At 72.6% G+C, this 26653-nt stretch carries 25 protein-coding genes and 5 pseudogenes; 16 read left to right on the forward strand and 14 right to left on the reverse strand.

All coding sequences use genetic code 11. From position 1 onward, the window contains the following. Positions 1-12: 12 nt before the first annotated feature. Positions 13-714, reverse strand: coding sequence for a type 1 glutamine amidotransferase (locus tag ACFV9J_RS11615; RefSeq protein WP_385352961.1), 702 nt, complete (start codon positions 712-714; stop codon positions 13-15). 43 nt (positions 715-757) lie between these two features. Beyond that, positions 758-1879: a peptidoglycan bridge formation glycyltransferase FemY gene (femY, locus tag ACFV9J_RS11620; RefSeq protein WP_385352963.1), complete on the reverse strand. Its 1122-nt coding sequence runs from the start codon at positions 1877-1879 to the stop codon at positions 758-760. A 270-nt stretch (positions 1880-2149) separates the two neighbouring features. On the opposite strand from femY, the pseudogene ACFV9J_RS11625 reads away from it, so the two are divergent. Then, positions 2150-3154: pseudogene (locus tag ACFV9J_RS11625) on the forward strand (Ku protein). A gap of 14 nt (positions 3155-3168) precedes the next feature. On the opposite strand, the gene ACFV9J_RS11630 reads toward ACFV9J_RS11625, so the two are convergent. The 3 genes from ACFV9J_RS11630 to ACFV9J_RS11640 form a co-directional block, all read right to left on the reverse strand. Further along, positions 3169-4017, reverse strand: coding sequence for an RNA polymerase sigma factor SigF (locus ACFV9J_RS11630; protein WP_385352965.1), 849 nt, complete (start codon positions 4015-4017; stop codon positions 3169-3171). Positions 4018-4146: 129 nt separating this feature from the next. Next, entirely contained in the window at positions 4147-5076 is a 930-nt protein-coding gene (locus ACFV9J_RS11635) for an anti-sigma factor RsbA family regulatory protein (protein WP_385352967.1), read from the reverse strand. Further along, the gene (locus ACFV9J_RS11640; RefSeq protein WP_385352969.1) at positions 5073-5426 is read right to left on the reverse strand and encodes a hypothetical protein; all 354 of its coding nucleotides are present in this window, start codon (positions 5424-5426) and stop codon (positions 5073-5075) included. The genes ACFV9J_RS11635 and ACFV9J_RS11640 overlap by 4 nt, the downstream gene beginning before the upstream one ends. 182 nt (positions 5427-5608) lie before the next feature. Between ACFV9J_RS11640 and ACFV9J_RS11645 the strand changes: the two genes are divergently transcribed. Beyond that, entirely contained in the window at positions 5609-5965 is a 357-nt protein-coding gene (locus ACFV9J_RS11645) for a PRC-barrel domain-containing protein (protein WP_003978264.1), read from the forward strand. Between the two features lie 64 nt (positions 5966-6029). Here ACFV9J_RS11645 and ACFV9J_RS11650 read toward each other — a convergent pair whose 3' ends face one another. Together ACFV9J_RS11650 and ACFV9J_RS11655 are read right to left on the reverse strand one after the other, a co-directional pair. Beyond that, positions 6030-6593: a Dps family protein gene (locus tag ACFV9J_RS11650; protein ID WP_159323769.1), complete on the reverse strand. Its 564-nt coding sequence runs from the start codon at positions 6591-6593 to the stop codon at positions 6030-6032. Positions 6594-6687: 94 nt separating this feature from the next. Beyond that, positions 6688-7293, reverse strand: coding sequence for a flavodoxin family protein (locus ACFV9J_RS11655; protein ID WP_385352972.1), 606 nt, complete (start codon positions 7291-7293; stop codon positions 6688-6690). A 44-nt stretch (positions 7294-7337) separates the two neighbouring features. On the opposite strand from ACFV9J_RS11655, the gene ACFV9J_RS11660 reads away from it, so the two are divergent. From ACFV9J_RS11660 to ACFV9J_RS11670, 3 genes are all read left to right on the forward strand, one after another. Continuing rightward, complete coding sequence (locus ACFV9J_RS11660) at positions 7338-8078, forward strand: class I SAM-dependent methyltransferase (RefSeq protein WP_385352974.1); 741 nt, start codon at positions 7338-7340, stop codon at positions 8076-8078. A 214-nt stretch (positions 8079-8292) separates the two neighbouring features. Continuing rightward, on the forward strand, positions 8293-9084 hold the full coding sequence (locus tag ACFV9J_RS11665; protein ID WP_385352976.1) for a hypothetical protein: 792 nt from the start codon (positions 8293-8295) through the stop codon (positions 9082-9084). Between the two features lie 181 nt (positions 9085-9265). Next, the gene (locus ACFV9J_RS11670; RefSeq protein ID WP_385352978.1) at positions 9266-9988 is read left to right on the forward strand and encodes an FAD binding domain-containing protein; all 723 of its coding nucleotides are present in this window, start codon (positions 9266-9268) and stop codon (positions 9986-9988) included. A gap of 29 nt (positions 9989-10017) precedes the next feature. Here the strand turns inward: ACFV9J_RS11670 and ACFV9J_RS11675 are convergent, their stop codons facing one another. Beyond that, complete coding sequence (locus ACFV9J_RS11675) at positions 10018-10860, reverse strand: lysozyme (protein WP_385352980.1); 843 nt, start codon at positions 10858-10860, stop codon at positions 10018-10020. Between the two features lie 82 nt (positions 10861-10942). Further along, positions 10943-11803, reverse strand: coding sequence for a PhzF family phenazine biosynthesis isomerase (locus tag ACFV9J_RS11680; protein WP_385352982.1), 861 nt, complete (start codon positions 11801-11803; stop codon positions 10943-10945). Between the two features lie 85 nt (positions 11804-11888). Here ACFV9J_RS11680 and ACFV9J_RS11685 point away from each other — a divergent pair, with 85 nt between their 5' ends. From ACFV9J_RS11685 to ACFV9J_RS11710, 6 genes are all read left to right on the forward strand, one after another. Beyond that, complete coding sequence (locus ACFV9J_RS11685) at positions 11889-12776, forward strand: LysR family transcriptional regulator (RefSeq protein ID WP_385352985.1); 888 nt, start codon at positions 11889-11891, stop codon at positions 12774-12776. Positions 12777-13054: 278 nt separating this feature from the next. After that, a complete protein-coding gene (locus tag ACFV9J_RS11690) occupies positions 13055-14782 on the forward strand; it encodes a sensor histidine kinase (RefSeq protein WP_385352987.1) in 1728 nt (575 codons plus the stop codon). Positions 14783-14955: 173 nt separating this feature from the next. Further along, a complete protein-coding gene (locus ACFV9J_RS11695) occupies positions 14956-15375 on the forward strand; it encodes a roadblock/LC7 domain-containing protein (RefSeq protein ID WP_003978274.1) in 420 nt (139 codons plus the stop codon). Then, positions 15372-15728, forward strand: a complete 357-nt coding sequence (locus ACFV9J_RS11700) for a DUF742 domain-containing protein (protein ID WP_385352989.1) — start codon at positions 15372-15374, stop codon at positions 15726-15728. The genes ACFV9J_RS11695 and ACFV9J_RS11700 overlap by 4 nt, the downstream gene beginning before the upstream one ends. Further along, positions 15709-16347: an ATP/GTP-binding protein gene (locus ACFV9J_RS11705; protein ID WP_385352991.1), complete on the forward strand. Its 639-nt coding sequence runs from the start codon at positions 15709-15711 to the stop codon at positions 16345-16347. The genes ACFV9J_RS11700 and ACFV9J_RS11705 overlap by 20 nt, the downstream gene beginning before the upstream one ends. Next, complete coding sequence (locus ACFV9J_RS11710; RefSeq protein WP_385352993.1) at positions 16344-17606, forward strand: cytochrome P450; 1263 nt, start codon at positions 16344-16346, stop codon at positions 17604-17606. The genes ACFV9J_RS11705 and ACFV9J_RS11710 overlap by 4 nt, the downstream gene beginning before the upstream one ends. Positions 17607-17624: 18 nt before the next feature. On the opposite strand, the gene ACFV9J_RS11715 is transcribed toward ACFV9J_RS11710, so the two are convergent. After that, positions 17625-18848: a cytochrome P450 gene (locus tag ACFV9J_RS11715; protein ID WP_385352995.1), complete on the reverse strand. Its 1224-nt coding sequence runs from the start codon at positions 18846-18848 to the stop codon at positions 17625-17627. Between the two features lie 92 nt (positions 18849-18940). Beyond that, positions 18941-19105 (reverse strand): annotated as a pseudogene (locus ACFV9J_RS11720) (FCD domain-containing protein); the annotation flags it as partial. On the opposite strand from ACFV9J_RS11720, the pseudogene ACFV9J_RS11725 reads away from it, so the two are divergent. After that, positions 19099-19302 (forward strand): annotated as a pseudogene (locus tag ACFV9J_RS11725) (phosphogluconate dehydrogenase C-terminal domain-containing protein); the annotation flags it as partial. The pseudogenes ACFV9J_RS11720 and ACFV9J_RS11725 overlap by 7 nt on opposite strands. Before the next feature lie 5 nt (positions 19303-19307). On the opposite strand, the pseudogene ACFV9J_RS11730 reads toward ACFV9J_RS11725, so the two are convergent. Further along, a pseudogene (locus tag ACFV9J_RS11730) lies at positions 19308-20855 on the reverse strand (IS200/IS605 family accessory protein TnpB-related protein). 46 nt (positions 20856-20901) lie between these two features. Between ACFV9J_RS11730 and ACFV9J_RS11735 the strand changes: the two are divergent. Then, positions 20902-21111, forward strand: a pseudogene (locus ACFV9J_RS11735) (phosphogluconate dehydrogenase C-terminal domain-containing protein); the annotation flags it as partial. A gap of 58 nt (positions 21112-21169) precedes the next feature. On the opposite strand, the gene pepE reads toward ACFV9J_RS11735, so the two are convergent. Both pepE and ACFV9J_RS11745 read right to left on the reverse strand, forming a co-directional pair. Then, entirely contained in the window at positions 21170-21901 is a 732-nt protein-coding gene (gene pepE / locus ACFV9J_RS11740) for a dipeptidase PepE (protein WP_385352997.1), read from the reverse strand. A 38-nt stretch (positions 21902-21939) separates the two neighbouring features. Beyond that, positions 21940-22773 carry an IclR family transcriptional regulator gene (locus ACFV9J_RS11745; protein ID WP_385352999.1) on the reverse strand — a complete coding sequence of 278 codons (834 nt, stop codon included), beginning with the start codon at positions 22771-22773 and terminating at the stop codon, positions 21940-21942. A gap of 154 nt (positions 22774-22927) precedes the next feature. Here ACFV9J_RS11745 and ACFV9J_RS11750 point away from each other — a divergent pair, with 154 nt between their 5' ends. Genes ACFV9J_RS11750 through ACFV9J_RS11760 form a run of 3 tightly spaced genes read left to right on the forward strand, consistent with a single transcriptional unit; the run spans position 22928 to position 26612 of the window. Beyond that, positions 22928-23881, forward strand: a complete 954-nt coding sequence (locus tag ACFV9J_RS11750; RefSeq protein WP_333751011.1) for a DUF1177 domain-containing protein — start codon at positions 22928-22930, stop codon at positions 23879-23881. Positions 23882-23883: 2 nt separating this feature from the next. After that, positions 23884-25287: a cytosine permease gene (locus tag ACFV9J_RS11755; RefSeq protein ID WP_385353002.1), complete on the forward strand. Its 1404-nt coding sequence runs from the start codon at positions 23884-23886 to the stop codon at positions 25285-25287. Then, the gene (locus ACFV9J_RS11760) at positions 25284-26612 is read left to right on the forward strand and encodes a M20/M25/M40 family metallo-hydrolase (RefSeq protein WP_385353004.1); all 1329 of its coding nucleotides are present in this window, start codon (positions 25284-25286) and stop codon (positions 26610-26612) included. The genes ACFV9J_RS11755 and ACFV9J_RS11760 overlap by 4 nt, the downstream gene beginning before the upstream one ends. Positions 26613-26653 lie beyond the last annotated feature (41 nt).

Genomic DNA, 26653 nt, shown 5'->3' on the forward strand with positions numbered 1-26653 from the left:
TTGCGCCGCGGCTCACGACCCGATGACAACCGCGGCGAAACGCCGGGCCACCTCGCGCCAGACCGCCTCGGCGGCGGGCTCGTCGAGTTCCGCCCGGCGGGAGAGCTCCACCGGGTCCAGCCCCCGGGCCTCGAGCCGGGCCGCGTCCCACGACCTGACCCGGTCCGCCGTCGCCTCGGGGTGGAACTGCACGCCCCACGCCCGCTCGCCGACCCTGAACGCCTGGTACGGACACCCCTCGCTCGACACGAGCCACGCCGCGCCGGGCGGCAGTGCGGTGACGGCGTCCACGTGGTGCTCGATCGCCGTCACCCGCTCCGGCAGCCCGCCGAAGAGCGGATCGGCACCGGCCTCGGCGCGCACCGTCAACGGGGTGCTGCCGAACTCCGGTCGGCCGTGCCGGCCACGCACCGTGCCCCCGGCGACCTTGGCGAGGAGCTGCCCGCCGAGACAGATCCCGAAGACCGGGGCACCCCGGTCCACCGCCTCGGCGACCAGGGCCCGGACGGGCGCGAGCCAGGGCGCGCGCACGTCGTCGTCGGGCAGGTAGCCACCGCCGAGCACCATGACGCCGTCGTGCTCCGGACGCCGGGGGAGGGCCCCACCGGCGTACGCGTGCACCACGTCCAGGGACACCCCGTCCGCGGTCAGCCAGTCACCGAACCGGCCCGCCCCACCGCCCCGATGGTTCTGCACCACCAAGAGCCGCGCCATCTCCCCACCCCGCCTCACCTCGTCCGGACCCGGCGTCGCCGGCTCAGCGGCGTGCCAGGTACAGGGCCACGGCCTTGTGCAGCACCCTGTTCAGTGGATACTCCCACTCGCCGAGGTACTCGACGGCCTGTCCTCCCGCGCCGACCTTGAACCGGAGCAGTCCCAGCAGGTGGTTGTCCTCGTCCAGCGTGTCGGTGATGCCGCGGAAGTCGTACACGGCCGCGCCCAGTTCACGGGCGTCGCACATCATCCGCCACTGGAGGGCGTTGTTGGGCTGCACCTCGCGCCGCCGGCCGGTGGACGCGCCGTAGGAGTACCAGACGTGCTCGCCGACCGTCAGCATCGTGGCCGCGGCGAGCACCTCCCCGTCGTGATGGGCGAGGTACAGACGCATGCGGTCCGGGTCCTCGGCCGTCAGCGCCTGCCACATACGCTGGAAGTAGGCGAGGGGACGCGGCACGAAGCGGTCCCGTCGCGCGGTCTCCACGTACAGCTCGTAGAAGGCGGGCAGGTCCTCCTGGTCGCCCCGGACGACCTTGACACCGGCCTTGTCGGCCTTCTTGATGTTCCGCCGCCACTGCTGGTTGAAGCCGTTCTGCAGTTGCTCCAGGGACCGTCCGGCGAGCGGTACCTGGCAGACGTGGCGCGGCTGGCCCGCGGCGAAGCCGTCCGCGCCGCCCGGCTCGGTGCGCCGCCAGCCCATCCGCCGCAGCCGCTCGGCGAGGTCGTCGGCCCCGGGTTCGTGCTCGGTCGCCTCCACGTTGCCCAGCCGCCGGGCCCCCGGGTCGGCGATCGCAGCCTTGACCGCGTCGGCGCTCCAGCGCCGCGCCACCACCGGCGGCCCCATCCGCACGGTGAACGCGCCGCGTTCCCTCAGGTGCGCGAGCATCGGCTCCAGCCACCGCTCCAGACCGTCCGCCGTCCAGTCGATGACCGGCCCCTCGGGCAGATACGCCAGGTACCGCTTCAGGCGCGGCAGTGGCCGCAGCAGCACAAGACCGGCGCCGACCAGCTCGCCGTCCTCGTCGAACCATCCCAGGCTCTCCGCCCGCCAGTCCGGCTTCACGTCGCCCCAGGAGGGGACTTGGAGGTGGCTCACGGAAGGCCGGGCCGCGACGAAGCGCAGATGCTCCTCGCGGGTGATCGTCTTCAGACGACAGCTCATGGGGTGTCCCTCTGTTCGCTTCTTTCGACGGTTCGACGGTTCGACGGTGCGGCTGTCCAGCGGTGAGGCGGCCGGGACGCGGGCGCGGTCGCCGGCCCGCACACCTCACAGGGAACAACGACGGAGGCCGATCCGCGCGCTGTCGTCCGCCCGGCCACCCGTGTGCTCCGTCCGGCGCGCGGGGCCGCCGACCGGATGGCAGCGTGGCGGGACCGGGCGGTGCGACGGGCACGGACGGACGGGACGGACGGGACGGACGGAGCGGAGGCCATGGCGCGGGCGATCTGGACGGGTGTGATCACCTTCGGGCTGGTCTCGGTGCCGGTCGGTCTGTTCACGGCGACCGAGGACCACACGGTCCACTTCCACCAGTTGCAGCGCGGCACCTCGGACCGGATCCGCAACCGGCGGGTCAACGAGCGCACCGGCAAGGAGGTCGACGCCGACGACATCGTCAAGGGCTACGAGGTGAGCGAGGGCGAATACGTCGTCGTGGAGCCCGGGGAACTCGACGAGATCGCGCCGGGACGCTCCCGCACCCTCGACATCACCGACTTCGTGGACCTGGACCGGATCGAGCCGGTCTACTTCGGCCGCACCTACTACCTCGCCCCGCGCGGCCAGGAGTACCTCAAGGTCTACGAGCTGCTGCGCACCGCGCTCGCCGACACCGGCAAGGCGGGGGTCGCCACCTTCGTCATGCGCAACCGGCAGTACCTGACCGCGCTGCGCGCCGAGGACAGGGTCCTGCTGCTCCAGACGCTGCACTGGGCCGACGAGGTCCGCGACCCCGTCGAGGAGCTTCCGGAACTGCCGTCCGACCGGGTGGGCCGCGGCAAGGAGCTGGACATGGCGCTGCGTCTCGTCGACGCCCTCAGCGGCGACTGGGAGCCCGCCCGCTATCGCGACACCTACCAGGACAAGGTCCGCGAGCTGGTCCGGGCCAAGGCCGAGGGCGAGGAGGTCGCCGTCGCCGAGTAGGCGCCCAGGGCCACCAACGTCGTCGACCTGATGGAGGTCCTGCGCGGCAGCCTGGAGCAGGCGAAGGGCAAGGGCAAGGGCACGGGTACGGGCGGCAAGCGGGGCGGGCTGCGAGAGCTGAGCAAGGCCGAGCTGTATCAGCGGGCCACCGAACAGGACATCGCCGGCCGCTCGAGGATGAGCCGCCAGGAACTCGTCGACGCGCTCACCGACCGCGACCGCGACCGCGACCACGGCCGCGGCAAGGGAAGCGGAAGCCGCGGCCGCCGGAAGAAGAAGACGACCGCGGCCTGAGGCCCGGGCCCCGCTCAGGCGGTGCTGAGCATGCCTTCCCGCAGCCGGGCCAGCAGCCGGGAGATCAGCCGGGACACATGCATCTGGGAGACACCGAGGCGCTCGCCGATGTCCTTCTGGGTGAGTTCCTCGACGAACCGCCAGTGGATGATCTGCCGGTCGCGTTCGTCCAGCTCGGCGATCATCGGGGCCAGTGCGTGGAAGTCGTCGACCAGGGCCAGGGCGGCGTCGTCGGCGCCGATGAAGTCGGCGAGCGCCGACTCGCCGTCCTCGCTGCCGTTGATGGCAGCGTCCAGGGAGGCGGAGTTGTAGCCGTTGGCCGCGAGACGGGCCTCGACGACCTCGTCCTCCGGCAGGCTCATCAGTTCCGACAGCTCCTGGGTGGTGGGGGTGCGGCCGAGCCGGCTGCGCAGTTCCTCGGTGGCGCGGGCGAGCTGGACGCGTGCCTCCTGGAGGCGCCGGGGCACGTGCACGGCCCAGGAGGTGTCCCGGAAGAACCTCTTGATCTCCCCGACGATGTACGGCACGGCGAAGGAGGTGAACTCGACCTCTCGGGTCAGTTCGAACCGGTCGATGGCCTTGATGAGGCCGATCATGCCGACCTGGACGATGTCCTCCATCTCCTCCGGCCCACGGCTGCGGAAGCGGCCGGCCGCGAAGCGGACCAGGGACATGTTCATCTCGATCAGCGTGTTGCGTGCGTACTGGTGCTCGGGCGTGCCCTCCTCCAGCACGGTGAGCTGCTGGAAGAACAGCTTCGACAACTCCCGCGCGTCCCTGGGCGCCACCTTGGACGGGTCCGCGATCTCCGGCATGTCCGTCGTCGTGGCATGATCGGTGGCCTGCACGGTCGTCGTCGTCATGATGTGCCCTCCCGGTGGATCGGTCGTCGTTGTCACCTTGTCGGCCGACGACCGATCGCCTACCCCGGGTCAGGCCCCGCACACCTCTGGGAGTCCCGCAACTCTCGGCGCGGGCTCCGGACCGGTGCCTCAGACGCCCAGGTAGAAGCGGACTGCGGTGCCCTCGTCGGCCGTGTGAACCCGCACCAGATCGGCGACGTAGTGGACGAGCAGGAGGCCGCGGCCACCGATCTGCCCGTGCTCCGCGGGCCGTCGGCCGGCGAGCGGATCCGTGAGCCGTCCCGCGTCGCGGACCTCGCACACCACCTGACCCGCCTCGGCCCAGACCGCCACCGTTCCGCTGCCGCCGCCGTGGACCACGCTGTTGGTGGTCAGCTCGGCCACCGCCAGTTCCGCGTCCTGCAGCCGTCGCCCGGACAGTCCGAGCGAGGCGGCCAGGCCGACCGCGAAGCGGCGTGCCTCGGGCAGCTCCCCGGACCCGAAGGCCAGGACGCCGGCGTCGGAAGCGCGCCCGAGCGGCTCGTTGTAACGGGCCACGACCGCCCGCCAGTCGTACCCCTCACTGACCCGCTCACTCCCCTCGGTGATGACCGTCGGGTGGGTGACCAGGGCGTCGGCCAGGACGTCCGCGGCCAGCCGGGTCTCGTCGTACGGGCACAGGATCGTCGCCCGGCGGCCCGCGAAGGCCGCGTTGATCAACGCCTCGTGCTGGGCGCACGCCGGGTACTCGGCGTCGCTGCGCCCGGCCCAGACCGGCTCGCCGACGATCCGTACCCGTACCCGAGGGTGCGCGTCGGCGAACGCCCGCAGCACGCCCGGGATGATCCGCCCCGGATTGCGTCCGGCCTCGGTCATGTCCAGGAAGGTGACGTCCCGCGCGTCCGTGCCCAGCCCTGCCCGGACCAGCTCCAGGTTGGGGCCCGGCACGGCCACCGCCACCGGCTCGCCCGCGGCCAGCCCGTCCCGCACGAACGCCACCGTCCGGTCCGTGTACTCGGCTGCCGAACGGTAGAACAGCGCCGGATGGGTGAACGCCTCGTCAGGGGTCGCCGTGCTCATCGTGGCGCCACCTCGAGCCGGTGCAGGGACGGCCAGAACAGGTCCAGTACCCGCGGCAGTTGCGGGGGCGGCCGCTCCACCACGACGCGGCCGACGGGCAGGTTCATGGCCGTGACGGCCAGTACCGCCACCCCGGCCACGTCGACGAACCGCACCGCCGACAGCTCCACGTAGGACACGTCCGTGTGCCGCCGGGACAGCTCGGTCAGGGCGTTCTCCCAGGAGAGCCGGGTGCTCACGTTGATCTCACCACTGGCCCGGATGCCCGGACGGCCGGACAGCGGACCCACGTCCAGCAGGCCACCGCCGTCCGTGCGGGCCGGACCGCCCACGGCGCCTGTGCCATCCACACTCGATCCCCTTCGGAACTGGGCCGGGCATATGTCGGCGGCCCGGGCACTTCTTCCGGCCAGGCAGCCTATCCCGATCGGGCGCCGTACGCCGGTGAGGGGACAAACTGGCGACAGTCGGGCGGATCGGGGAACAAGACAGAGTGAGCGCGTCCCCGGAAGGTCGGAAGGGAAGACTGGGCATGTTTGAAGCCGAGAACATTCGTGACTGGCGTGGCCTCGACGTCGTGGACTACGACGGCCGCAAGATCGGGACCCTGGAGTCCATCTACTTCGACACCCTCACCGACCGGCCCGCGTTCGCCACGGTCACGATCGGTCTGCCGACCCGTCGGCGGCTCGTCTTCGTGCCGGTGGACAAGGCCACGGTCGGACCGTCCTACCTGAAGGTCACCTACGACAAGTCCCTGGTCAAGGACGCACCCGGCATCGACCCGGACGGTGAGCTGGCCGCCGAGGACGAGGGTGCGGTCTTCGCCCACTACCACCTGCCCCACGAGCCGGGCAGCCGCGGCGAACGCCGCCTCGGCCGCCGCTGAACCCCGTGGGCGGTGCTCGGGCCGCGCGGCCCGGGCACCGCCGTCGCGGACCCGGGCGGTCCGGCTAGGCGACTTCCGCGCCGCGGGCCGCCGCCTCCGTCTCGGAGGTCGCGCTGCCCGTCGCAAGGGTGCCGCCGGCGCTTTCGAGATGCGCCCGCACGAACCACTGGAACTGCTCCAGGTCCCTGAGCTGACCGATCAGGAGGTCCTCCGTGGCCGTGTCGATCTTGCCGGCCTCCTCGACCGCCGCGCGCATGCCCTCGACCACGCCGGTGTAGACCACGTCGAGCGCGCCGAGATGGGCGATGGCGTCCGCCCGTCCGATGGAGTAGTCGTCCCACTTCCGCTCGGCCACCAGCGCCCCGGGCGTGCCCTGGGCCACCCCGCCGAGCGCGGCGATCCGCTCCGCGACGTCGTCGGCCATGTCGCGCACCTGGTCGACCTGGGGGTCGATCATCTCGTGGACCGCGATGAAGTGCGGACCCACGACGTTCCAGTGCACGTGCTTGAGGGTCAGGTGCAGGTCGTTGAGTGCGTGCAGGCGCAGCCGCAGTACACCGATCAGCCGTCCGGCGGCCTCGCGCTCGATGCCGGGGACCGTGTACTTCGGGGTCAGGTCGTGCGTCATGGCGGACCTCAGCTCCTCATGCGTTTCGTACGTCATTGCTCGTGCACGAATGCCCCGTATCGGCTCCGGCAGACATGCGCGGGCGGGGCCGGGATCAGGACGGCGGGGCCGGCAGCGGCATCGCGTCGAGGGCGCGCGCCGCGTGCACCAGGTTGGACGCCATGGCGCGGCCGGTGGAGACCGACCAGTCGTGGCCCCGCTCGTCGTCGAGGAAGTCCGGACCCGGTCCCGGGCCGAGGTGCCAGTAGGTCCAGGCCTGGCCGGGAATGGTGTAGCCGATGTCCGCGAGCCCGCCGCCGATCTCGCTGATGACGTGGTGGGCGCCGTCCTCGTTCCCGGTGACCAGGACACCGGCGACGCGGTTGTAGGCGACCGGACGGCCCTCGTCGTCGGTCTCACTCAGCATGGCGTCCATGCGTTCCAGGACCCGCTGGGCCACGGAGGAGGGGCGGCCGAGCCAGGTCGGCGACGCGATGACCAGGATCTGCGAGGCCAGCAACTGCTCGTGCACGCCCGGCCAGTCGTCCCCGTCGCCCATGTCGGTCTCGACTCCCGGTTTCAGGTTCAGGTCGACGGCCCGTACGACGTCCACCTCCGCCCCGTGGCCCTTGAGCGCCGCGATGACCGTGGCGGCCAGCGCCTCGGTGTTCGACGGCTGGGGGGAGGGTTTGAGAGTGCAGTTGATCACGAGTGCGCGCATGCCTACCCGTGTTCCCCGGCGGGCCTGCCGCTATCGTCGGCCGTATGGCTGACGAGTGCTTCCGGCATCCGAGGCTCGCCGCGCTCTACGACGTGTTCGACACCGAGCGCGGCGACCTCGTCCCGTATCTGCGCATGGCCGACGAGTTCGGCGCGCGGAGCGTGCTGGACATCGGCTGCGGAACCGGGGTGTTCGCCCTGCTGCTGGCAGGCCGCGGCATCGAGGTCGTCGGCGTCGACCCCGCCGGGGCCAGTCTCGACGTGGCGCGAGGCCGCGAGGCCGCGGAGCGGGTGCGCTGGATCGAGGGCGACGCCACCGCGCTTCCCGCGTTGCGCGTCGACCTCGCGACCATGACGGCGAACGTCGCCCAGGCGATCACCGGCCGGCCCGCCTGGCAGGGGACGCTGCGCGGCGCGTACGAGGCCCTGCGACCCGGCGGGCACCTGGTGTTCGAGACCCGGGACCCGGCCCGGCGCGCCTGGGAGGAGTGGACCCGCGAGCGCACGCACCAGGTCGCGGAGTTCCCCGGTACGGGCACCGTCGAGAGCTGGTGCCGACTGCTGGACGTGAGCGGCCCGCTGGTCACCTTCCGGTGGACCTACGTCTTCGGCGCGGACGGCGCGGTGCTGACCTCCGACTCGACGCTGCGCTTCCGGGAGCGGGACGAGGTCGCGGCCGACCTGGCCGAACAGGGGTACGTGGTACAGGAGGTGCGCGGGGCCCCCGACCGCGCGGGGCGGGAGTTCGTCTTCGTCGCACGGCGTCCGAAGACGGAGCGGGCCTGACGCCGCCCGCGCCCGGAAGCCCTCCCGGAACCGGCAGCCGACGTAGCCCTCCCGGAACCGGCAGCCGACGTAGCCGTCCCGGAACCGGCAGCCGACGTAGCGCGCCCGGAACCGGCAGCCCACGCCGCCCGCCCGGAACCGGCAGCCGACGCCGCCCGCTCACTGCCCGGCCGCCCCCGTGACGTGGCACCCTCCGGGCGTCCATCCTCACCGCATGGCCCGTTTCCAGCACACCGTGACCCTCGCCCCCGTACCCCGCCGCTGGTTCGAGTCGTGCGTCGCCACGCTGCACGACCTGGCGGAGGGCACGGACGCCGAGGGAGGGCGGCTGACGCTGCCCGACGGACGTCCGCTGCCCGGTCTGGTGCTGGCGGAGGGGCGGCATCTGGCGCCGGGCGCGCGGTACCGGCCGGTGAACGAGAAGGACGGGGAACCGGACGCGGACCAGTGCCTCACCGTCCTCGCCCGGGACCGCCGCGGGGAGACGGCGCTGGAGGTCGTCACCCTCGACGGCGACCCGGCCCACCCCGCGCGACTGGTCTGCGCCCTCGGGCTCACCAGCGTCCAACGGCCACGGGAGGCATGGTTGTCGGCGACGCTGCACTCGGACGGCGGCAAGCGGGCGAAGTACCTGGGCGGCACCGGGCGCCTGCGCCTCGACCTCGGCCGGTGGTGGCAGGCGACGAGCCACGGCCGGCGCCCGTCCCGCGCCCCGCTGAGCGGAACCCTGGCGCACCCGCTCGCCCGCGTCTCGGTGACGGTCGTACCACGCCCCGCCCCCGACGGACGCTGGCGGGTGACCGTGAAGGCGCGGGTCCGGGGCCGCTCCTTCGCCCGCCCGCTGCTGCCCCTCGCCACGGCGGTGCTGGGGCGCCGCGCCAGGCGGGCCTGCGCCGAGGCCCTGGAGCGTGCCGCGGTGGCGTGGAACGCACAGGTCCCCGCACTGGTCCGCAAGGACGGCGAGCGACTGAGCGCCGAACTGGCCGACGCGCTGCTCGGTCCCTGAACCGGCGCCGGGCGCTCGCCCGCGCGGCAGCGTGCGGAGGGCGCGTACAGGGCGCACACGAGAATCGAGTGAGCCCTGTACGCGCCCCCTTCGCGGTACGGACAATCCCAGTGACCGTGATCACCCGGCGGAGGACACGGTGTCGTCCGGCCGCCGACTCCCGGGAAGCAGGTCGATCGCCATGCTCTTGCGTCAGCCCACCACCGTGACCGAAGCGCAGGAGTGCATGGCGCAGGGCGCGGTGCCCGTCGGCGGGGCCTCGCTCGTGTGGGCCACCTGGCAACGCGACGGCTTCCCGGAACTGGCCATGTCGCTGCGTGGCCTGCCGGAGGCGACCGCCGTCGAACCCGAGTCGCTGGGCGCGGCCGTGGTGCTGCACCGCATAGACGACCGGGTGCCCGACGTGTTGCGCCGGGCGGCGGGCTCCGTCGGCACCGGAGCCGTACGCCGGACCGCGACGGTCGGCGGCAACCTCGTCGGCAGCAGCCTGCGCTGCCTGCTGCCCGCGGCCCTCGTGCTGGACGCCCGCGCCACGGTGCTGGGCCCGGACCGCCCCTACGAGACCGATCTGGCCGAGGTGCTGGCGAAGCGTCACCTGCTGCTCGGCCTGCGCTGGCGCACGCCGCTGGCCAGCGGCTACCGCAAGGAGCCCGCCGAGGCCGGCGGTCCGCCGCCCCTGGTGGTCGCCACCGCCGTGCACGCCGACGGCGAGGGCGGGCTCCGGCTGCGGGTCGCCGTGCGCGACGGCTACGACGTGCTGAGCGGGACCACCGGGTGCGGCACGGACGCCGAGGAGACCTTCGACGCCCTGGGACGGACGGACATCGGCGCGCTGCCCGCCGGGGCCCGGGACGTGGTGCGCGAGCAGGTCGCCGGCATCCTGGGCCCCCTCGCCGACCGCTGAACCGGCGGCCGGCGCTCCGTCCGTCCGCGTCAGCCGTTGGCCAGGGCCTTGACCCGGTCCAGCGCGCCGTTGAACTTGTCGTGGTCCCCGACGGTCGGCCCGGACGAGGTGTACTGCCACATCGTGTGGAAGTCCCAGCCGGCCGGGAGGGTCCCCGCGGTCGAGGCGTACCGGGCGATCCACAGCGGGTTGTTCGCGCCGAAACCGCTGTAGTTGCCGGTGCACTGCGTCCACCAGTTGGTGGAGGTGTAGATGGCGGCGTGGCGGCCGGTGCGCTGCTTGTACCGGTCCAGGAAGGCCCGGATCCAGCTGACCATCTGACTGTGCGTCCGTCCGTAGCAGGTGGCCCCGTACGGGTTGTACTCGATGTCGAGGACACCCGGCAGCGTCTTGCCGTCCTTGGACCAGGCGCCGCCGTGATCGACGAAGTAGTCGGCCTGGGCGGCGCCGCCCGCGGTGTCCGGGGTCGCGAAGTGGTACGCGCCGCGGATCATTCCGGCGTCGTACGAACCGCCGTACTGCTGGGCGAAGTACGGGTTCCGGTAGGAGGTCCCCTCGGTGGCCTTCACATAGGCCCACTTCACGCCGCTGTTCCAGAGGGTCGGCCAGGCGACGTTGCCCTGGTGGCTGGAGACGTCCACCCCCTCGGTCTGGGCGACGCGGGTGCCGACGGGGCGGCCCTGGACCCCTTCGTGGGCGAGGACGCCGGTGCCCATGTGGGCGGTGCCCCGAGCGGGCGGCGTCCTGGTGTCGTCGGCGGAGGCCGTGGCCGGGACGGCGGCCAGGGTCAGCAGGAGTGACTGGGCGGCGAGGATGACGCCTGAGGTGAGCAGGCGTGAGTGGCGTCGAGCCACGGCTATGGGTCTGCGCATGGCACCCATCCGAACCGCAGTCGGGCCCCACCGCATCCCACAGTCGCCCAGACGGTGTTGGGGGTGGTCCCGGACCGGCGCCTCAGACCGACGCCCCGGAGACGGGCACGGCCTGTCCGGTGACCCGGGTGCGCGGATCGCGCGGACCCACCTCGATCAGCAGCTCGCTGGTCCGCCCCATGTCCTCGCCCTGGCGGATGGCGATCGTGGCCGGGCCGGTGACCAGGCCCAGTTCGCGCAGGTACCCGCCGAACGCCGCGGCCGCCGCACCCGTCGCCGGGTCCTCCACGACGCCGCCGACGGGGAACGGGTTGCGGGCGTGATAGCGCTCGGCCGACTCGCGCCACACCAGGTCCACCGTCGTCCAGCCGTAGCGCCGCATGACCTCGGCGAGCGCGTCGAAGTCGTAGTCGAGGCCGGCCAGCCGGGCCCGGGACGCGGCGGCGAGCACCAGGTGGTCGTTTCCCCCGAACGCCACGTGGGCGGGCAGGGCGGGATCCAGGTCGGCCGCCGTCCAGCCGAGCGCTCCGAGCGCGGCGTCGCGTTCGGCGGGCAGCGCCGGGCGCGAACGCGTCGGCACGCTGGTCAGGGTGGCCCGCACCGCTCCGGTCCCGTCGACCGCGGTGGACACCGGGATCTCACCGGCGGGCGTGTCCAGGACGACCTCGCCGGGGCCCAGCCGCTCGGCGAGGGCGACGGCCAGCGCCACCGTCGCGTGCCCGCAGAACGCCACCTCGGCCAGCGGACTGAAGTAGCGGACCCGGAACCGCCGTCGCTCCGCGTCGCCGCCGGTGACGAACGCGGTCTCGGAGTAGCCCACCTCGGCGGCGATCGCGAGCATCGCCCTGTCGTCCAGGCGGGACGCGTCGAGGACCACGCCGGCCGGGTTGCCGCCCGCCGGGTCGTGGGTGAAGGCCGAGTAGCGCAGGATCTCCGTCGTCATGGCGGACACGCTGCCAGCCACCCGCCGATCGTGTCCAACGATCGTTCACGATCTCCTCCATCGACGAACCGCATACCCTGGGTCCGTGGACACCCGACTGCTGACGACCTTCACCGTGCTCGCCCGCACCGGCGGCTTCACCGCCGCCGCGGCCGAGCTGCACCTGGCCCAGTCCACCGTCACCGTGCACATCCGCACCCTGGAACGGGACCTCGGCGTGCGGCTCTTCGACCGCCTGCCCACCGGAGCCCTGCTCACCGACGCCGGCCGCCGCCTCCTGGAACGGGCCGAGGAGGTGCTCGACGCCGTGGCGCGGCTGCGGGCCGGGAGCGCGGAGACCGGCGCCGTGTCGGGGCGGGTGGTGATCGGCAGCCCGGAGTCCCTGTGCGCGAGCCGCCTGCCGGGACTGGTCGCCGCGCTGCGCACGAGCCACCCCGAGGTGGACGTCCACCTGTACGCGGCCGGGACCCGGGAGTGCGTCGAGGGGCTGCGGTCGGGACGCCTCGACCTCGCGCTGCTGCTGGAGGAGGAGACGGAGTTCCCCGACGTGACGTCGGAGCCGGTCGGCCGCGAGCCGCTCGCCCTCGTCGCCGCTCCCGGACACCCACTGGCCGCCCGGGAGCGGGCGGCGAGCTGGTTGGAACTCGCCAAGGAGAGCTTCTTCCTGCTGGAGGAGGGCTGCTCCTACAGCGACGCGCTGGCCCGCCGGCTGCTCCAGGTGCCGGACACCAGGCCCCGGCTGACCAGGTTCGGCAGCGTCGACGCCGCGCGCAACTGCGTAGCGGCCGGGCTGGGGCTGACGCTGCTGCCGCTCACCACGGTGACGGAGGAACTCCGCCGCGGGCGCCTGGTACGGGTCGAGGGACCCGGCTTCCCCGCCGCACCGGTACGGCTCGCCCGGCACCGCAGGCGCTGGACGGCACCCGCCGCACAGGAGGTCGCCCGGGCGCTGGTCCGCCATCTGGGCGACTGACCGCCGCTCACCCGGGGCCCGGCCCGAAGCGTCCGCCCGGAACACCTGCCCCAGGCAGAACGCCTGTACCACATCGGTGAGTTCGATGGGCGAGATGTCGGGAAGTTCGCTCCTCGGTGGGGTCCGCGGCCGGTCCGGCATGCGCGGTCAACCCGCTGACTAGCATGAGCCGCAAGCCCGCCGGAGTGATCGCCACTCGCCGGCGGCCCGGCTCCGGCCGCGGTCGACCCAGGTCGGCCGGCCCTTTCCCCGCTCTCAAGGACCCGAGGGACCGCGGAATGTCAGTGTCTGCACCCCCCACCCCGCCCCGGACGCAGAAACCTCACCGCTCCACCCCAGCCGTCCCCCTGCTCGTGCTGCCGGCCGCCGCCGCTGCCGCCGGTGCCGCCTGGGCGGCCGCTCCCGAGACCGCCCGGAGCTGGACCGCGACCCTCGCCCTGACGTCCTGGCTGTGCGTCGCCGTCTCCGTCGTCCTCGGCTCCCACCTGGTCGGACGGGCGCGCCGGACCGCGGCGGCCCGGCGGACCGAGATCGGCGCCCTCAAGGCCCGGCTCGCGCAGGAGAACGCCGGGCTGGTGCACCTGGTCAACGTCGCGTTACCGGGTATCGCGCAGCAAGTGCGCGACGGCACCGGCGCGGACGAGGCCGTCGCCAACACCGCTCCCTCCTCCGGGCCGCACCTGCGTCAGGTCGTCCAGAGCTTCGCCGTCCTGGCGCAGGACGCGGTGCGGCACGCCGCGGACGCCGAGTCCCGGCGGCAGCAGGCACTGGGGGAAACACGCCGGGGCGTCGCGGAGCTGGAACACCTGACCAACAGCACCCTGCCCGCCGCCGTGGGGAAACTGCGGGACGGCACCTCGGCGGAGATCGTCCTCGCCGAACTGGACTGGCCACGCGGAGCACAGACCCGCGCCTGCGCCGAGCTGTTCGTCCGGGAACTGGCCCACAGCGAACGGCGCACCGCCGCAGCGCAGGCCGCCTCCGCCAAGTCCCTCAGCCGCGTCCAGGCCAAGGCCGTCAGCATGCTCGCCGATCTGAGGGACATGCAGGATCGTCACGGCGAGGAGGTTCTCGGCGATCTGCTGCGCCTGGACCACAGCACCTCGCAGCTCGGCCTCATCACCGACCGGCTGGCCCTCCTGATGGGCGGACGCTCCAGCCGGGCCTGGAACAGACCCATCGTGATGGAGAGCATCCTGCGTGGCGCCGTCGGCCGGATCGCCGCCTATCAGCGGGTGCGGATGCACTGCTCCACCGACGCCGCGATCTCCGGCTACGCGGCCGAGGGCGTCATGCACCTGCTGGCCGAACTCATGGACAACGCCGCCAACTTCTCGCCGCCCATCGACGAGGTCCACGTCTACGTGGAGGAACGTACCGCCGGAATCGTCGTCACCATCGAGGACAGCGGGCTGAAGATGGCCGACGCCGCCATGCACCACGCCGAACAGGCGGTGTCGGGGCGGACGAACGACCTGGCCTCGCTGCAGGGCACCCGCCTCGGCCTCGCCGTGGTGGGACGGCTGGCCGCCAAGTACGGCGTCGGCGTGAGCTACCGGCCCTCCTCGCGCGGCGGCACCGGCGTCGTCGTCCTGGTGCCGCCCCAGCTGCTGGCCCAGCAGCGGGACCCCGGGCCCGCCCTGACCGGCCGCACCTTCGGCGGCGGCGCCCCCACCGTCCCGGGCCCCGCCCCGGCCGCGGAGGCCCCGGCGTACCCGCGGCGGGTCCCGGACGTCCGGCCGGTGGAGCGGACCGTCCTGCCCGAACAGGCGCTACGCCCCGGCCCCGCGACCGCCACACCGGGCGGTCTGCCCATGCGCTCCCCGGGCCGCACGATGGCCGAGGCGGAGGCCGAGCGGGAACGCCGCGACCACCACCGGCCGCCCGTCGACCCGGCGGCGCCGGCCTCCCGCGACGCCGGGGCCAGCTTCGGCGCCTTCCACCGGGGGCGCCGGTCCGGGGCGTCCGGCGGCGCGTCGGAGTCCGAACCGCCCGCCCCCGGCTAGGAGGCGGGCAGGACCGCCCCCCGTCGCATCGCACCCGCATCGCACCCGCATCGCACCCGCGGCACGCCCCCGGCGCGCACCGGTGCCCCTCGCCCCACCGCTCGTGTCGCTCGTGAGATTGGAGGAACGGGCCGGTGACCGCAACACCAGGAACCACCGTCCCCGCACCCATCATGCAGACCACCGACAACAGCCTCACCTGGCTCCTGCAGAACCTCCTGGACCGCACCCCCGGTACCCGCCACGCCCTCGTCCTGTCCCGCGACGGCCTCAGGCTCTGCTGGACCGAACACCTCACCCTGGACCGGGCCGACCAGCTCGCCGCGATCTGCTCGGGCATCCAGGCCCTCGCCCAGGGCGCCTCCGTCGAGTTCGGCAACGGCACCGGCGGCGTGCGGCACTCCATGACCGAGTTCCACGGCGGGCTGCTGTTCATCGTGGAGGCGGGCGAGGGCGCGCACCTGGCCGTCGTCGCGGTGGAGGACGCCGACCCCGGCGTGGTCGGCCACCAGATGACCGAGCTGGTCGAGCAGATCGGTGAACACCTGAGGGCCGAGCCGCGCCACGCCGTCCCCGGGGGCAGCTCGTCGTGACGCGCAGGCCCGTGGACACCGGCCCACCCGACCGGCTCTACACGGTCACGGGCGGGCGCAGCCGCGCCGACGACTCCTTCGACCTCGTCACCCTGGTCGTCGCCGAATGCGGGCCGTCGGCCGGCATGCAGTCGGAGCACGTCCGCATCCTCGACCTGTGCCGGCACCCCACGGCCGTGGTGGAACTCGCCGCCGAACTGGCCCTGCCGATCACGGTGGTGCGCATCCTGCTCGGCGACCTGCTCGCCACCGGAAGCATCACCGCGCGCCACCCGCGCCTGGGGCAGAGGGCCGCGTCCCACCCCGATACCGCCCTTCTCCAGGAGGTGCTCCATGGGCTCCGCAACCTCTGACCCGACCGCCTCCGGCTCCACCACGACCTCCGGCCGCAAGCCGCTGACCGACGCCGCGGAGACCGGACTGAAGATCGTCGTCGTGGGCGGCTTCGGAGTGGGCAAGACCACCCTCGTCCGCTCGGTGAGCGAGATCCGGCCGCTCAACACCGAAGAGGTCATGACCCAGGCCGGAGTCGGTGTCGACGAGACCGGCGGGGTCACGTCGAAGACCACCACCACCGTGGCCTTCGACTTCGGCCGGATCAGCCTCAACGACCGCATGGTGCTGTACCTGTTCGGCGCCCCGGGCCAGGAACGCTTCTGGTTCCTGTGGGAACGGCTGTTCTCCGGCACCCTCGGCGCGGTCGTCCTGGTCGACACCCGCCGGATGGACGACTCCTGGTACGCGATAGACCGGCTGGAACACCACCGCACCCCGTTCGTGGTGGCCGTGAACCGCTTCGACGACGACACCGCCCGGCACTCCCTGGACGAGATCCGGCTGGCCCTTGCGCTGCCCGACCACGTGCCGCTGATCGACTGCGACGCGCGGGTGCGGACCTCGGGCAAGCACGTGCTGGTCACCCTCGTGGACCACCTCTACCAACTGGCCCTGGCCCAGGAGAACGCATCGTGACCGACATCGACCCGTCACCCCACCCCGCCGCCGCACCGGGATGCCCCGCCCACCCGGACGCCGTGCCGCTGGCCGGACTGGAGTACCAGCAGACGCCCTCGGAGCTGTACCGAGGCCTGCGGGCCGAACACGGCGCCGTCGCGCCCGTGCTCCTGGACGGTGGCATCCCCGCCTGGCTGATCCTCGGCTACCCCGAGGTCAGCTATGTGACCAGTCACGACGAACTGTTCGCCCGGGACTCGCGCCGCTGGAACCAGTGGGGCGGCATCCCGCCCGACTGGCCCCTGCTGCCCTACGTCGGCCACCAGCCGTCCGTCCTGTTCACCGAGGGCGAGGAGCACCGGCGGCGGGCCGGCGTCATCACCCAGGCACTGGCCGGCATCGACCAGTTCGAACTGGCCCGGGACTGCGGACAGCTCGCCGACCGGCTCATCGCCGCCTTCGCCGGAAGCGGCCGGGCCGAGCTGATGAGCGGCTACGCGCACCCCCTGCCGATGATCGCCGCCGTCCGGATGTGCGGGATGCCGCACACCGGCGCCGAGACCCGGCAGCTCGTCGAGGACCTGCGTATCTCCCTGGACGCGGCCGAGGGCGACGACCCGGTCGCCGCGTACACGCGCGTGGGCGAGCGCATCCACCGACTGGTCCGCCACAAGCGCGAGCGCCCCGGCCCCGACGTCACCTCCCGCATGCTCACCCACCCGGCGGGACTGACCGACGAGGAGATCGTCCAGGACCTCATCTCCGTCATCGCCGCCGCCCAGCAGCCCACCGCCAACTGGATCGGCAACACGCTGCGCCTGCTGCTCACCGACGAACGCTTCGCCCTGAACGTCTCCGGCGGCCGCCTCAGCGTGGGGGAGGCCCTCAACGAGGTGCTGTGGCTGGACACGCCCACGCAGAACTTCATCGGACGCTGGGCCGTCAATGACACCCAGCTGGGCGGCCGGCACATCCGGGCCGGCGACTGCCTCGTGCTCGGCTTCGCCGCGGCCAACACCGATCCGCAGCTGTGGCCCGAGGCCCACGTCGGCGCCGAGAACTCCGCGCACCTGTCCTTCAGCAACGGCGAACACCGGTGCCCGTACCCGGCACCCCTGCTCGCCGACGTCGTCGCCCGCACCGCGGTCGAGACCCTGCTGGAGCGCCTCCCCGACCTCGTACTCGCGGTCGAGCCCGAGGAGTTGACCTGGCGTCCGTCCATTTGGATGCGCGGGCTGACGACCCTGCCCGCGCTCTTCACACCCGTCGTGGCCTGAGCACCGGCGCGCGGTGCCTCAGGCCACGGGTGTGAAGCGGACCGGCAGCGACTGCGGGCCCCGGGTGAACACGCCCCGCTCCACCACCTCGAAGCCGTCCTCCGTCCGCAGGCCGGGCAGCGCGTCCAGGAGCTGCCCGACGCCGATCTCGACCTCGGCCTTCGCCAGCAGGGCGCCGACGCAGAAGTGCCGGCCGAGCGCGAAGGCGAGGTGGTCGGCGGCGGCCGAGAAGGCGGTCGTCGTGGTCAGGTCCTCGCGCATGATGTCGAAGCGGTCCGGATCGCGGTAGCGGCTCTCGTCCCGGTTGGCCGCCCCTATCAGGCAGGTGACGGTGGCACCGGCGGGTATCGTGCCGCCGCTGAGCGTGACGTCGGTCGCCGTCTGACGCATGATCATGTGGACCGGCGGGGTGTAGCGGAGCGTCTCGGCGAAGGCACGCGGGATCAGGCTCCGGTCCTCGCGCACGGCCGCCAACTGCTCCGGATGGGCCAGCAGGTTGGCGAAGATTCCGGCGATCGCCTTGTCGGTGGTCTCGCCGCCCGCCGCGAGCAACAGGCTGCAGAACGCCTTGATGTCCTCGTCGCTCATCCGCACCCCGTCCACCTCCGCGGCGCACAGCGTGGACAGCAGGTCGTCGCCGGGGTTCTCGCGGCGCTCCCGGATGACCGGGAACATGTACTCGGCGAACTCCGTCCGGGTGCGCGCACCGGCCGCCGCGACCTCCTGGTCGCCGGAGAGGTTGCCGAGGAAGGCGATGACCGACGTGTACCAGCCGTGGAAGCGGTCGTGGTCGGCCTTGTCCAGGCCCAGCATGTCCGCGATGACGTTGACCGGGAACCGGGTCGCGTAGTCGGCGACCAGATCGGCGCGGCCGGTGTGCCGGAACGCGTCGATGAGTTCACGGGAGTTGCGTTCGATGACCGGCAGGAACCGCTCCTGGAGGTCGGCCCCGCGGAAGGCCGGGGCGACCAGGGCGCGCCGGACCGCGTGCTCCCGGCCGCTCAGCTGGAGGATCGTCCGGCCGTGCACGGGCTCGATCTGCCAGTCGTAGTTCTCCGTCGTGAACTGACCGGCGCGGTCCTTGAAGACGCGTTCCACGTCCTCGTAGCGCGAGACGATCCAGCTCTGGGTGGCCTCGTGCCGGATGAGGGGCGCGCTGTCCCGCATCGTCCGGTAGGCCGGGTACGGGTTCGCCGCGAACTCGGGGGAGAGGATGTCGGGGACCTGCTGCGCGGTGGACATGGGACTCCTCGGTCGACAACGGCATTGCCGCACCAGGTTATTGACGAGGCGTCGGCGCCGACAGACCGCGCGGCGGGACGGTTGCCGCCGGGTCAGGCCTCGCCGTCCACCGAGGCGCGCAGCCGAGCGCCGGCCATCCGCATGTGCTCGGCCATCGCCCGGTCCGCGGCCTCCGGATGACGGGCCCGGATGGCCTGGAGCACCGCGTCGTGCTCGCACAGCGTGCCGCTGACGGTGCCCTCGATGTCGCGTCGACGTCCACTGGGTCACCGTCAAGCAGCTCGCCGTCCTTGAGCCGACCCTCGTGGAGACCATCGCCTGCATGGTCGGCGCCCTGCTGACCGAGGCCCTGCACGAGACCGTCCACATCGTCGGCGTCCCTGAGAAGGCGGCCCGCGCGATGCTGCTCGGCCACACCCAGGTCGCCCTCGCCAACACGCTGAAGGGCTCCAACCGTTCCTATTCAGTGAGCAGGAGTGAGTCTTGGACCCATTCCTGTTCGCTGCGGACATCCCGAATGGTGTTGGGTGTCCTGGTCGCCCGCGTTCGCGCCGTGTCCGGTGGCACGGATCGTGTCCGTGGTCCGTGGTCCGGGGATACGGGGGCGGGGTCCCTCACGCCCAGGAGTCTCCGGTCCGGCCTGGGCGGTCCGATGCCCGCGTCCATCGCTCTGGTGGGTGCGGGGCGGTGCCGTCCGACGCGTGCCGGGTCGTCCTGCGAGTGGTGCTGGTGAGGGGTTTCTGCCAGTGCTGGGCTCCCCAGCGGGAGGTGTAGGCGGGGGTCGACGGCGATGACGGTGATGCCGGTCTGGTCGGCCATGGAGGTCAGGCGGGCGCGGAGCCGTGCGGTGGGCATGCCGGAGATCAGCTGCCTGAACCGCCGCCTCGCGCCGTGCTTCTCCCGGGTCTTCTCGGCGGTGAAGTCCAGGTCCTCGACGGCGATGGCCTTGACGCCGCTGGTGGTGGCCCAGTGCAGGAGTTGGGTCAGGGCGTGGCGGACCTGCGCGTCGCGATGGGAGGCGGGGCCGGTGAGGTTGTAGGAGAAGCGGCGTGGGTCTCCGATGGGGTTGCCGTGGGTGTCCAGGTGCCAGGCGGCGAGGTGGTCGGCGTTCATGTCGACCCCGATCACCCCCTGCGTCAGCGCCACAGCCAGAGGGACGGTGCGGGTAGCGGGCTGCTGCCAGGACGCGGTCACGTACCAGCGGCCGCGCGTCGTGTCGTGGTGGATGCGGTAGGCGATGGTCCGGTGCGCGGCGACGCGGTCGGCCCACTCCTGCCCCCGGTGCGCGAACCGGATGCGGCCGGTGAGGACGTACCGGCCGTGCGCCGCGTTGGCCAGATGCTGGAGCGGAGCGGGGAGCCGGATACTGGCCTCGCCGTCGGGGCTGATGCGGATGGTCTCGTTCCCGAAGCGTTTGCCGGACTCCCCGTCCGCCTGCACGAACCAGCGTGCCGTCTCCCACCGTTCGCGCCACCGGGCCTCGGTGAGCCCTGCGGCCGTCAGGTGATGCCGCGCGCGGGCCAGCCGCTTGCCACCCCTCACCACGTGCACGGTCCCTGCCTCCCAGTCCACGCGTGCCCGCGCGAGCCGGTCCTCCAGGACGTGCAGGCGCCGGGCCTTGGCATGCCACTCCCGCCGGCTGCGATACCCACCCGGTCCGCGCTTCGCCCCCTTCTCCCCGATCGGGAGTGACAGCCGGTGCCGCAGGGTCCGCACCCCTTCTTCCAACGACTGGAGATACGCGTGGGCACCACGGCGGGCCAGCGCCCACTGATCGTGCGTGGCTTTGGTGATCGCACCCGCCCAACGGGCCGACGACAGCGGCGTCAGCTCCCGCTTGCGCACCGCCCACGCCCCGGCATCATGATCCAGCCCGTCACGACAGCGCGCTGTCAGGTCACGGGACGCGAGTGCGCCCAGATGCGCGCCGACCTGCCGCAGTACCTCCACGTCGGTGGTGGTGAGCTGCCTCAGTCGGGTACGCACCGCCACCCCTGACACACGCATTCGGCAGGCGAACGTTCGTTCCTGCTCGGAGACACAGCCTTCCAACGCCACCGCCATGCTCACCCGAACGCGCCAAAGCACACTCGTACGCAGTCAACGGCCAGCAGTTCCCAACCCCTTCTCGGACGCCTGCCTGATCGCCATGGACTACGGCCGTGAGTCCATCGTGCGCGAGGACTGGAAGAAGGTCTTCGACGACGAGGAGCTGGACAAGGTCATCACGCGCATGCTGAAGATCAAGGAGATCAAGCGCTGACCCACGCCTACGGGGGACGCCGGAGACCCGCACGGGCCTCCGGCGTCGTCGCGTGCGCTCAGGAGTGGGTGCCGGTGTCGAACTCGCCCCGCACGCCGAGCAGTTCGGACAGGTCCGAACCCACCGCCAGCTCGCGCGGGGCCGTGCCCCGCCGGAACAGCCGGGCGTCGCGCTCACCGCCGAGCACGGCCCGGTCGCCCTCGACCCGCAGCCAGGAACCCTCCCGCAGGCCCAGCACGGGCACGTCGTTCTCCTCCAGGAACTCCGTGAGCCGCTGTTCGCGGGTCTCGCCCTTGTGCGTCGAGCCGGGGTCCGGGTCGAGGTAGTGCGGGTTGATCTGGAACGGCACCAGGCCCAGCGTCTCGAAGGACGGCGGCTCGACGATCGGCATGTCGTTGGTGGTACGCAGCGAGGGCGCCGCCATGTTGGTCCCGGCGCTGGCCCCCATGTACGGCAGCCCGCCGCCGACGGCCTTGATCAGCGCCTCCCGCAGCCCCGTCCGGTACAGCGCGGAGAGCAGCCGGAAGGAGTTGCCGCCGCCCACGAACACGGCGTCCGCCTCGTCGAGCCGGGCGAGCGGGTCGCCACCCTCGTGCACGCCCCGCACGTCGATCCCGGCGTCTGTGAGAGCGCCCCGGACCCGGGCGGTGTAGGTGTCGTGGTCGGCCAGCGCGTACGGGACGAAGGCCAGCCGGGCACCGGCGGGCAGGAAGCCGGTCACGGTGTCGAGGGCGTGTTCCAGGTAGCCGCGGCCGTGCTGGGTGGAGTTGGACAGGAGCAGGAGGTTCACGGGGTCTTCCTCGTCGACGGGGGTGGATCGGTGGTGCGTCAGGACGTACGGGAGGCGCGCGGGCGCCGGTGGTGCTGGGGCGGGTGGTTCAGGCGCTGCTCCAGCAGCCGGGCGGCGCGGCGCAGCACCTCCAGGCGGTCCTCGGGACCGTCGGGGAAGCGCTCCTTGGCGGCGCCGAGGCTGAGGCTGCCGTAGGGCTCCGAGCCGAGGAACACCGGCATGGCGACCGTGCCGATGCCGGCGTCGTACTCGCCGACCGTCCACGCGTAGCCCTGCGCGCGGACGGTGCGGAACTCGCGCTCCAGCTGGTCCTGGTCGGTGACCGTGCGCTCGGTGAAGCGCGCCATGGGACGCCCGCGGAAGAGCCGGTGGCGCTGCTCGTCGGGCAGGAAGGCGTAGAACGACTTGCTGGTGGCGCCCGCGTGCGCCGGGTACAGCTCGCCGACCAGCGGGTAGTAGCGCAGCGGTCCCTCCTCGCCCTCGACGGCCGCGACACAGCGCATGTGGAAGCTGTCGGGCAGGCAGAAGAGCACCGTGTCGCCGGTCGCCGTCCGCAGCTCCTGCAGCACCGGTTCCGCGAGCAGCTCCAGGGAGCCCGAGCGCTCCCAGAGGCGGCCCAGGCGCAGGGCGGCCGGGCCGATCCGGTAGCGGCGGGTCGCCGGGTCGGAGACCAGGAAACCCCGGCCCGCGAGGGTGGACAGCAGCCGCTGCGCGACCGAGGTGTCCCAGCCGAACTCGGCGGCGACCTCCGTGACGCCCCAGTCCGGGCGGGTGCGCTCGAACGCCAGCAGCACCAGCAGGGCGCGGTCGACGGTCTGCAGCGCCCCGGCCGGCGTCCTGCGGTCCACGGGCTCAACGGGGCGGCCGGCCATGACGGCTCCTCTCGGTCACATCCCACCATCGCTCATCACCACATCTCACCATGCAGACCGGTATTGCAGATAGCGGGAAACAGTTGCGGACAACGCTAGTCCATCCCGAACCTGCTGTGAGCACCGCCCCCGGTGCGGATCAGGAGAACTGCCCATGTTGAAGTACGTCCTGGATCTCGTGGATCTGCTCGACGATCCCGACGTCGACGGCAAGCGCGTCGCCGCCCACCTCGACTCCGTGGCGGGCCCCGAGGGCTCCGGCGCCGAGGTCACCACCGTCACCGGCGAGCGCGGCTCGACGGACTTCGTGCTCGTACGGATACCGGGCCGGGCGGGCCGAACCCGGGGCGGTGCCGCGCGGACGCTCGGCGTGGTGGGGCGGCTCGGCGGCGTCGGGGCGCGCCCGGAGGCCGTCGGCCTGGTCTCCGACGCGGACGGCGCGGTCGCGGCGCTCGCCACCGCCGCCAAGCTGCTCGACATGCGGCGCCGGGGCGACGTGCTCGACGGCGACGTGATCGTGGCCACGCACATCTGCCCGAACGCCCCGACCGCGCCGCACGACCCGGTGCCGTTCATGGACTCGCCCGTCGACATCGCGACCATGAACCGGCACGAGGTCACCGGCGAGATGGAGGCCGTGCTCTCCGTCGACACCACCAAGGGCAACCGCATCATCAACCACAAGGGCCTCGCCCTGTCGCCCACCGTCAAGGAGGGCTGGGTGCTCAAGGTGAGCGAGCGGCTCGGTGAGCTGCTGGCCGTGGTGACCGGTGAGCCCTTGGTCACGTACCCCGTGACCACCCAGGACATCACCCCGTACGGTAACGGTGTACACCACATCAATTCGATCCTGCAGCCCGCCACGGCGACGGCCGCACCGGTGGTCGGCCTCGCGATCACCTCCGCGGCGGCGGTGCCCGGCTGCCAGACCGGCGCCAGCCACGAGACCGACATCGCGGCCGCCGCCCGGTTCGCCGTCGAGACCGCGAAGGCCTACGGCGGCGGACAGCTCGACTTCCACGACGACCAGGAGTTCGACGCGCTCGTGTCCCGCTACGGCTCGCTCACCCGGCTGCAGACCCTCGGCCGCGAACCCGGGGGGTCGTGATCATGGCCACGCACAAGAACCCCGCCCAGGGAGCCGCCACCGCGGAAGCGGCCACGGGAGCCGTGGGCAGCGACGACTACGCCCTCTCCCGCGTCCCGCGCGACAAGCGCCTGGGCTTCTGGACGATGCTGCTGCAGTGGCTCGCGCAGTCGGGCTCCATCTCGCAGTTCACCCTCGGCGCCACCATCGGCGTCGGCATGACCTTCGGCGACGCCTTCCTCGCGTTCACCCTCGGCGCGGTGATCCTCGAAGTCGTCATCTTCGCGATCGGCCTGGCTGGTATGCGCGAAGGGCTCGCGACGCCCCTGCTCACCCGCTGGGCGGGCTTCGGCCGCAACGGGTCCGCGCTGGTCAGCCTGGTCATCTCGGTCAGCCTCGTCGGCTGGTTCGGCGTCCAGAACACGATCTTCGGCGACAGCGTGTCCGCGCTCGTCGGCGGCCCCTCCTGGCTGTGGTGCACGGCCGCCGGTGTCGCCATCACCGTGCTGGTCATCTTCGGCTTCAAGTACATGGCCGTCTTCGCGAAGATCGTCACGCCGCTGTTCTTCGCCATGGTGGCCTGGTCGGTCACCGACGCGCTCAGCGACCACTCCTTCTCCGAGCTGATCCACTCCCCGCCGCCCGGCGAGACGATCCCGCTCGCCGTCGCCGCGACCGCCATCGCGGGCGGCTTCATGACCGGTGCGATCGTCTCCCCGGAGATGACCCGCTACAACCGCAAGGGCAGCCACGTCTTCCTGCAGAGCGCGTCGTCGATGATCCTCTCCGAGTACATCGTGGGCCTGACCGGCGTCCTGCTCGGCCACCTGGTCGGCAGCGGCCAGGTCTCCCAGATCGTGCTCTCCACCTCCGGTGTCTTCGGCGTGCTCGTCGTCCTGATGTCCACCGCGAAGATCAACGACTGGAACCTGTACGGCTCCTCGCTCGGCGTCGTCAACTTCTTCCAGGTCGTCTTCGGCAAGCGCGTGCACCGCGGCGCGGTCACCATCGTCCTCGGCATCGCGGGGACCCTGCTCTCCGCCGTCGGCATCATGACCCACTTCACCGACTTCCTGTCCGTGCTGGGCGTCGCCATCCCGCCGGTGGGCGGCATCATCGTCGCCGAGTACTGGGTGGTGCGCCGCATGCGGGCACCCCTGGACGCCACCCGCGACGCGGAGACCCTGCCCGCCACGTCACCGACCTGGGTGCCCATGTCCCTGGTCATCTGGGCGGCCGCCTTCTGCGTCGGCAAGTTCTACGACGGCGGCATCCCCGCCCTGAACTCGCTGCTGACCGCCTTCGTCCTCTACTGCGTCCTCGGCTTCGCCGGCTGGATCAGGACGTACGGCACCACGGCCCTGGACGACACCACCGAACCCACCCCGGCCGCCGCCACCGGCACGGCCACCGTAGGAGCACCGTGAGCACCACCGCACCCGCAAGCGTCCCGGCCTCCGAGGAGGCGCAGCGGGAGGTCGTCGACCTGTGCGCGGAGCTGATCCGCTTCGACACCTCCAACCCCACCAGCGACGAGCGGGCCTGCGCCGACTGGGTCGTGGCCCGCCTCGCCGAGGCCGGAATCGCCTCCGAGCTGGTGGAGGGCGCCCCGGGCCGCGCCAACGTCGTCGCCCGCATCCCCGGCGCCGACACCTCCCGCGGCGCCCTGCTGGTCCACGGCCACCTGGACGTCGTACCGGCCGACGCGGCCGAGTGGCGGGTGCCGCCGTTCTCCGGGGAGATCCGGGACGGCTACCTGTGGGGCCGCGGCGCCATCGACATGAAGGACACGGTGGCCGTCATGCTGGCCACCGCCCGCCACTTCGCCCGCACCGGCACCCGGCCCGCCCGCGAGATCGTCCTCGCCTTCCTCGCCGACGAGGAGGCCGGCGGCAAGTTCGGTGCCCACTGGCTGGTGGAGCACCGGCCCGAGCTGTTCGCGGGCGTCACCGAGGCGATCGGCGAGGGCGGCGGCTTCAGCTACGCCCTGGACGACACCCGGCGCCTCTACCCGATCGAGAACGCCCAGCGCGGCATGGCGTGGATGGAGCTGACGGCAGCCGGGCGCGCCGGGCACGGGTCCTCCCCGAACGACGAGAACGCGGTCACCGACCTGGCCGAGTCCCTCACCCGCATCGGCCGGCACACCTTCCCCGTCCGCCTGATCGAGCCGGTGCGCGCCCTGCTCGCCGAGGCGGCCCGCCTCCAGGGGGTCGACCTCGACCTCGACGCCGAGGACCTGGACGCCGAACTGGCCAAGCTGGGCCACGTGGCCGACTTCATGCAGGTCGTGCTGCGCAACTCGGCCAACCCGACCATGTTCACCGCCGGCTACCAGACCAACGTCATCCCGGGCCGGGCCACCGCCCGCGTCGACGGCCGCTTCCTGCCCGGTCACGAGCAGGAGCTGATCGACACCATCGACGCCCTGCTCCTGCCCTCGGTGTCCCGCCAGTGGGTCAACCACGACATCGCGATGGAGACCTCCTTCGACGGGCCGCTCGTCGACGCCATGTGCGCCGCCGTCCGCGCCGAGGATCCCGACGGCCACCCGGTGCCGTACTGCAACCCGGGCGGCACCGACGCCAAGGCATTCACCAAGCTCGACATTCGCTGCTTCGGCTTCAAGGGGCTCAAGCTGCCCCACGACCTCGACTACGGGCGGCTCTTCCACGGCGTCGACGAGCGGGTGCCGCTGGAGGGCCTGCGGTTCGGGGTGCGGGTGATGACCCGGCTCTGGCAGGACTGCTGACGCGCCACGGCCGACGGGAATGCCCCGGCGGCCGCCGGCGT

It is taken from the genome of Streptomyces sp. NPDC059906 (genome assembly GCF_042730645.1).
In the GTDB taxonomy this organism is placed as follows: domain Bacteria; phylum Actinomycetota; class Actinomycetes; order Streptomycetales; family Streptomycetaceae; genus Streptomyces; species Streptomyces rubrogriseus.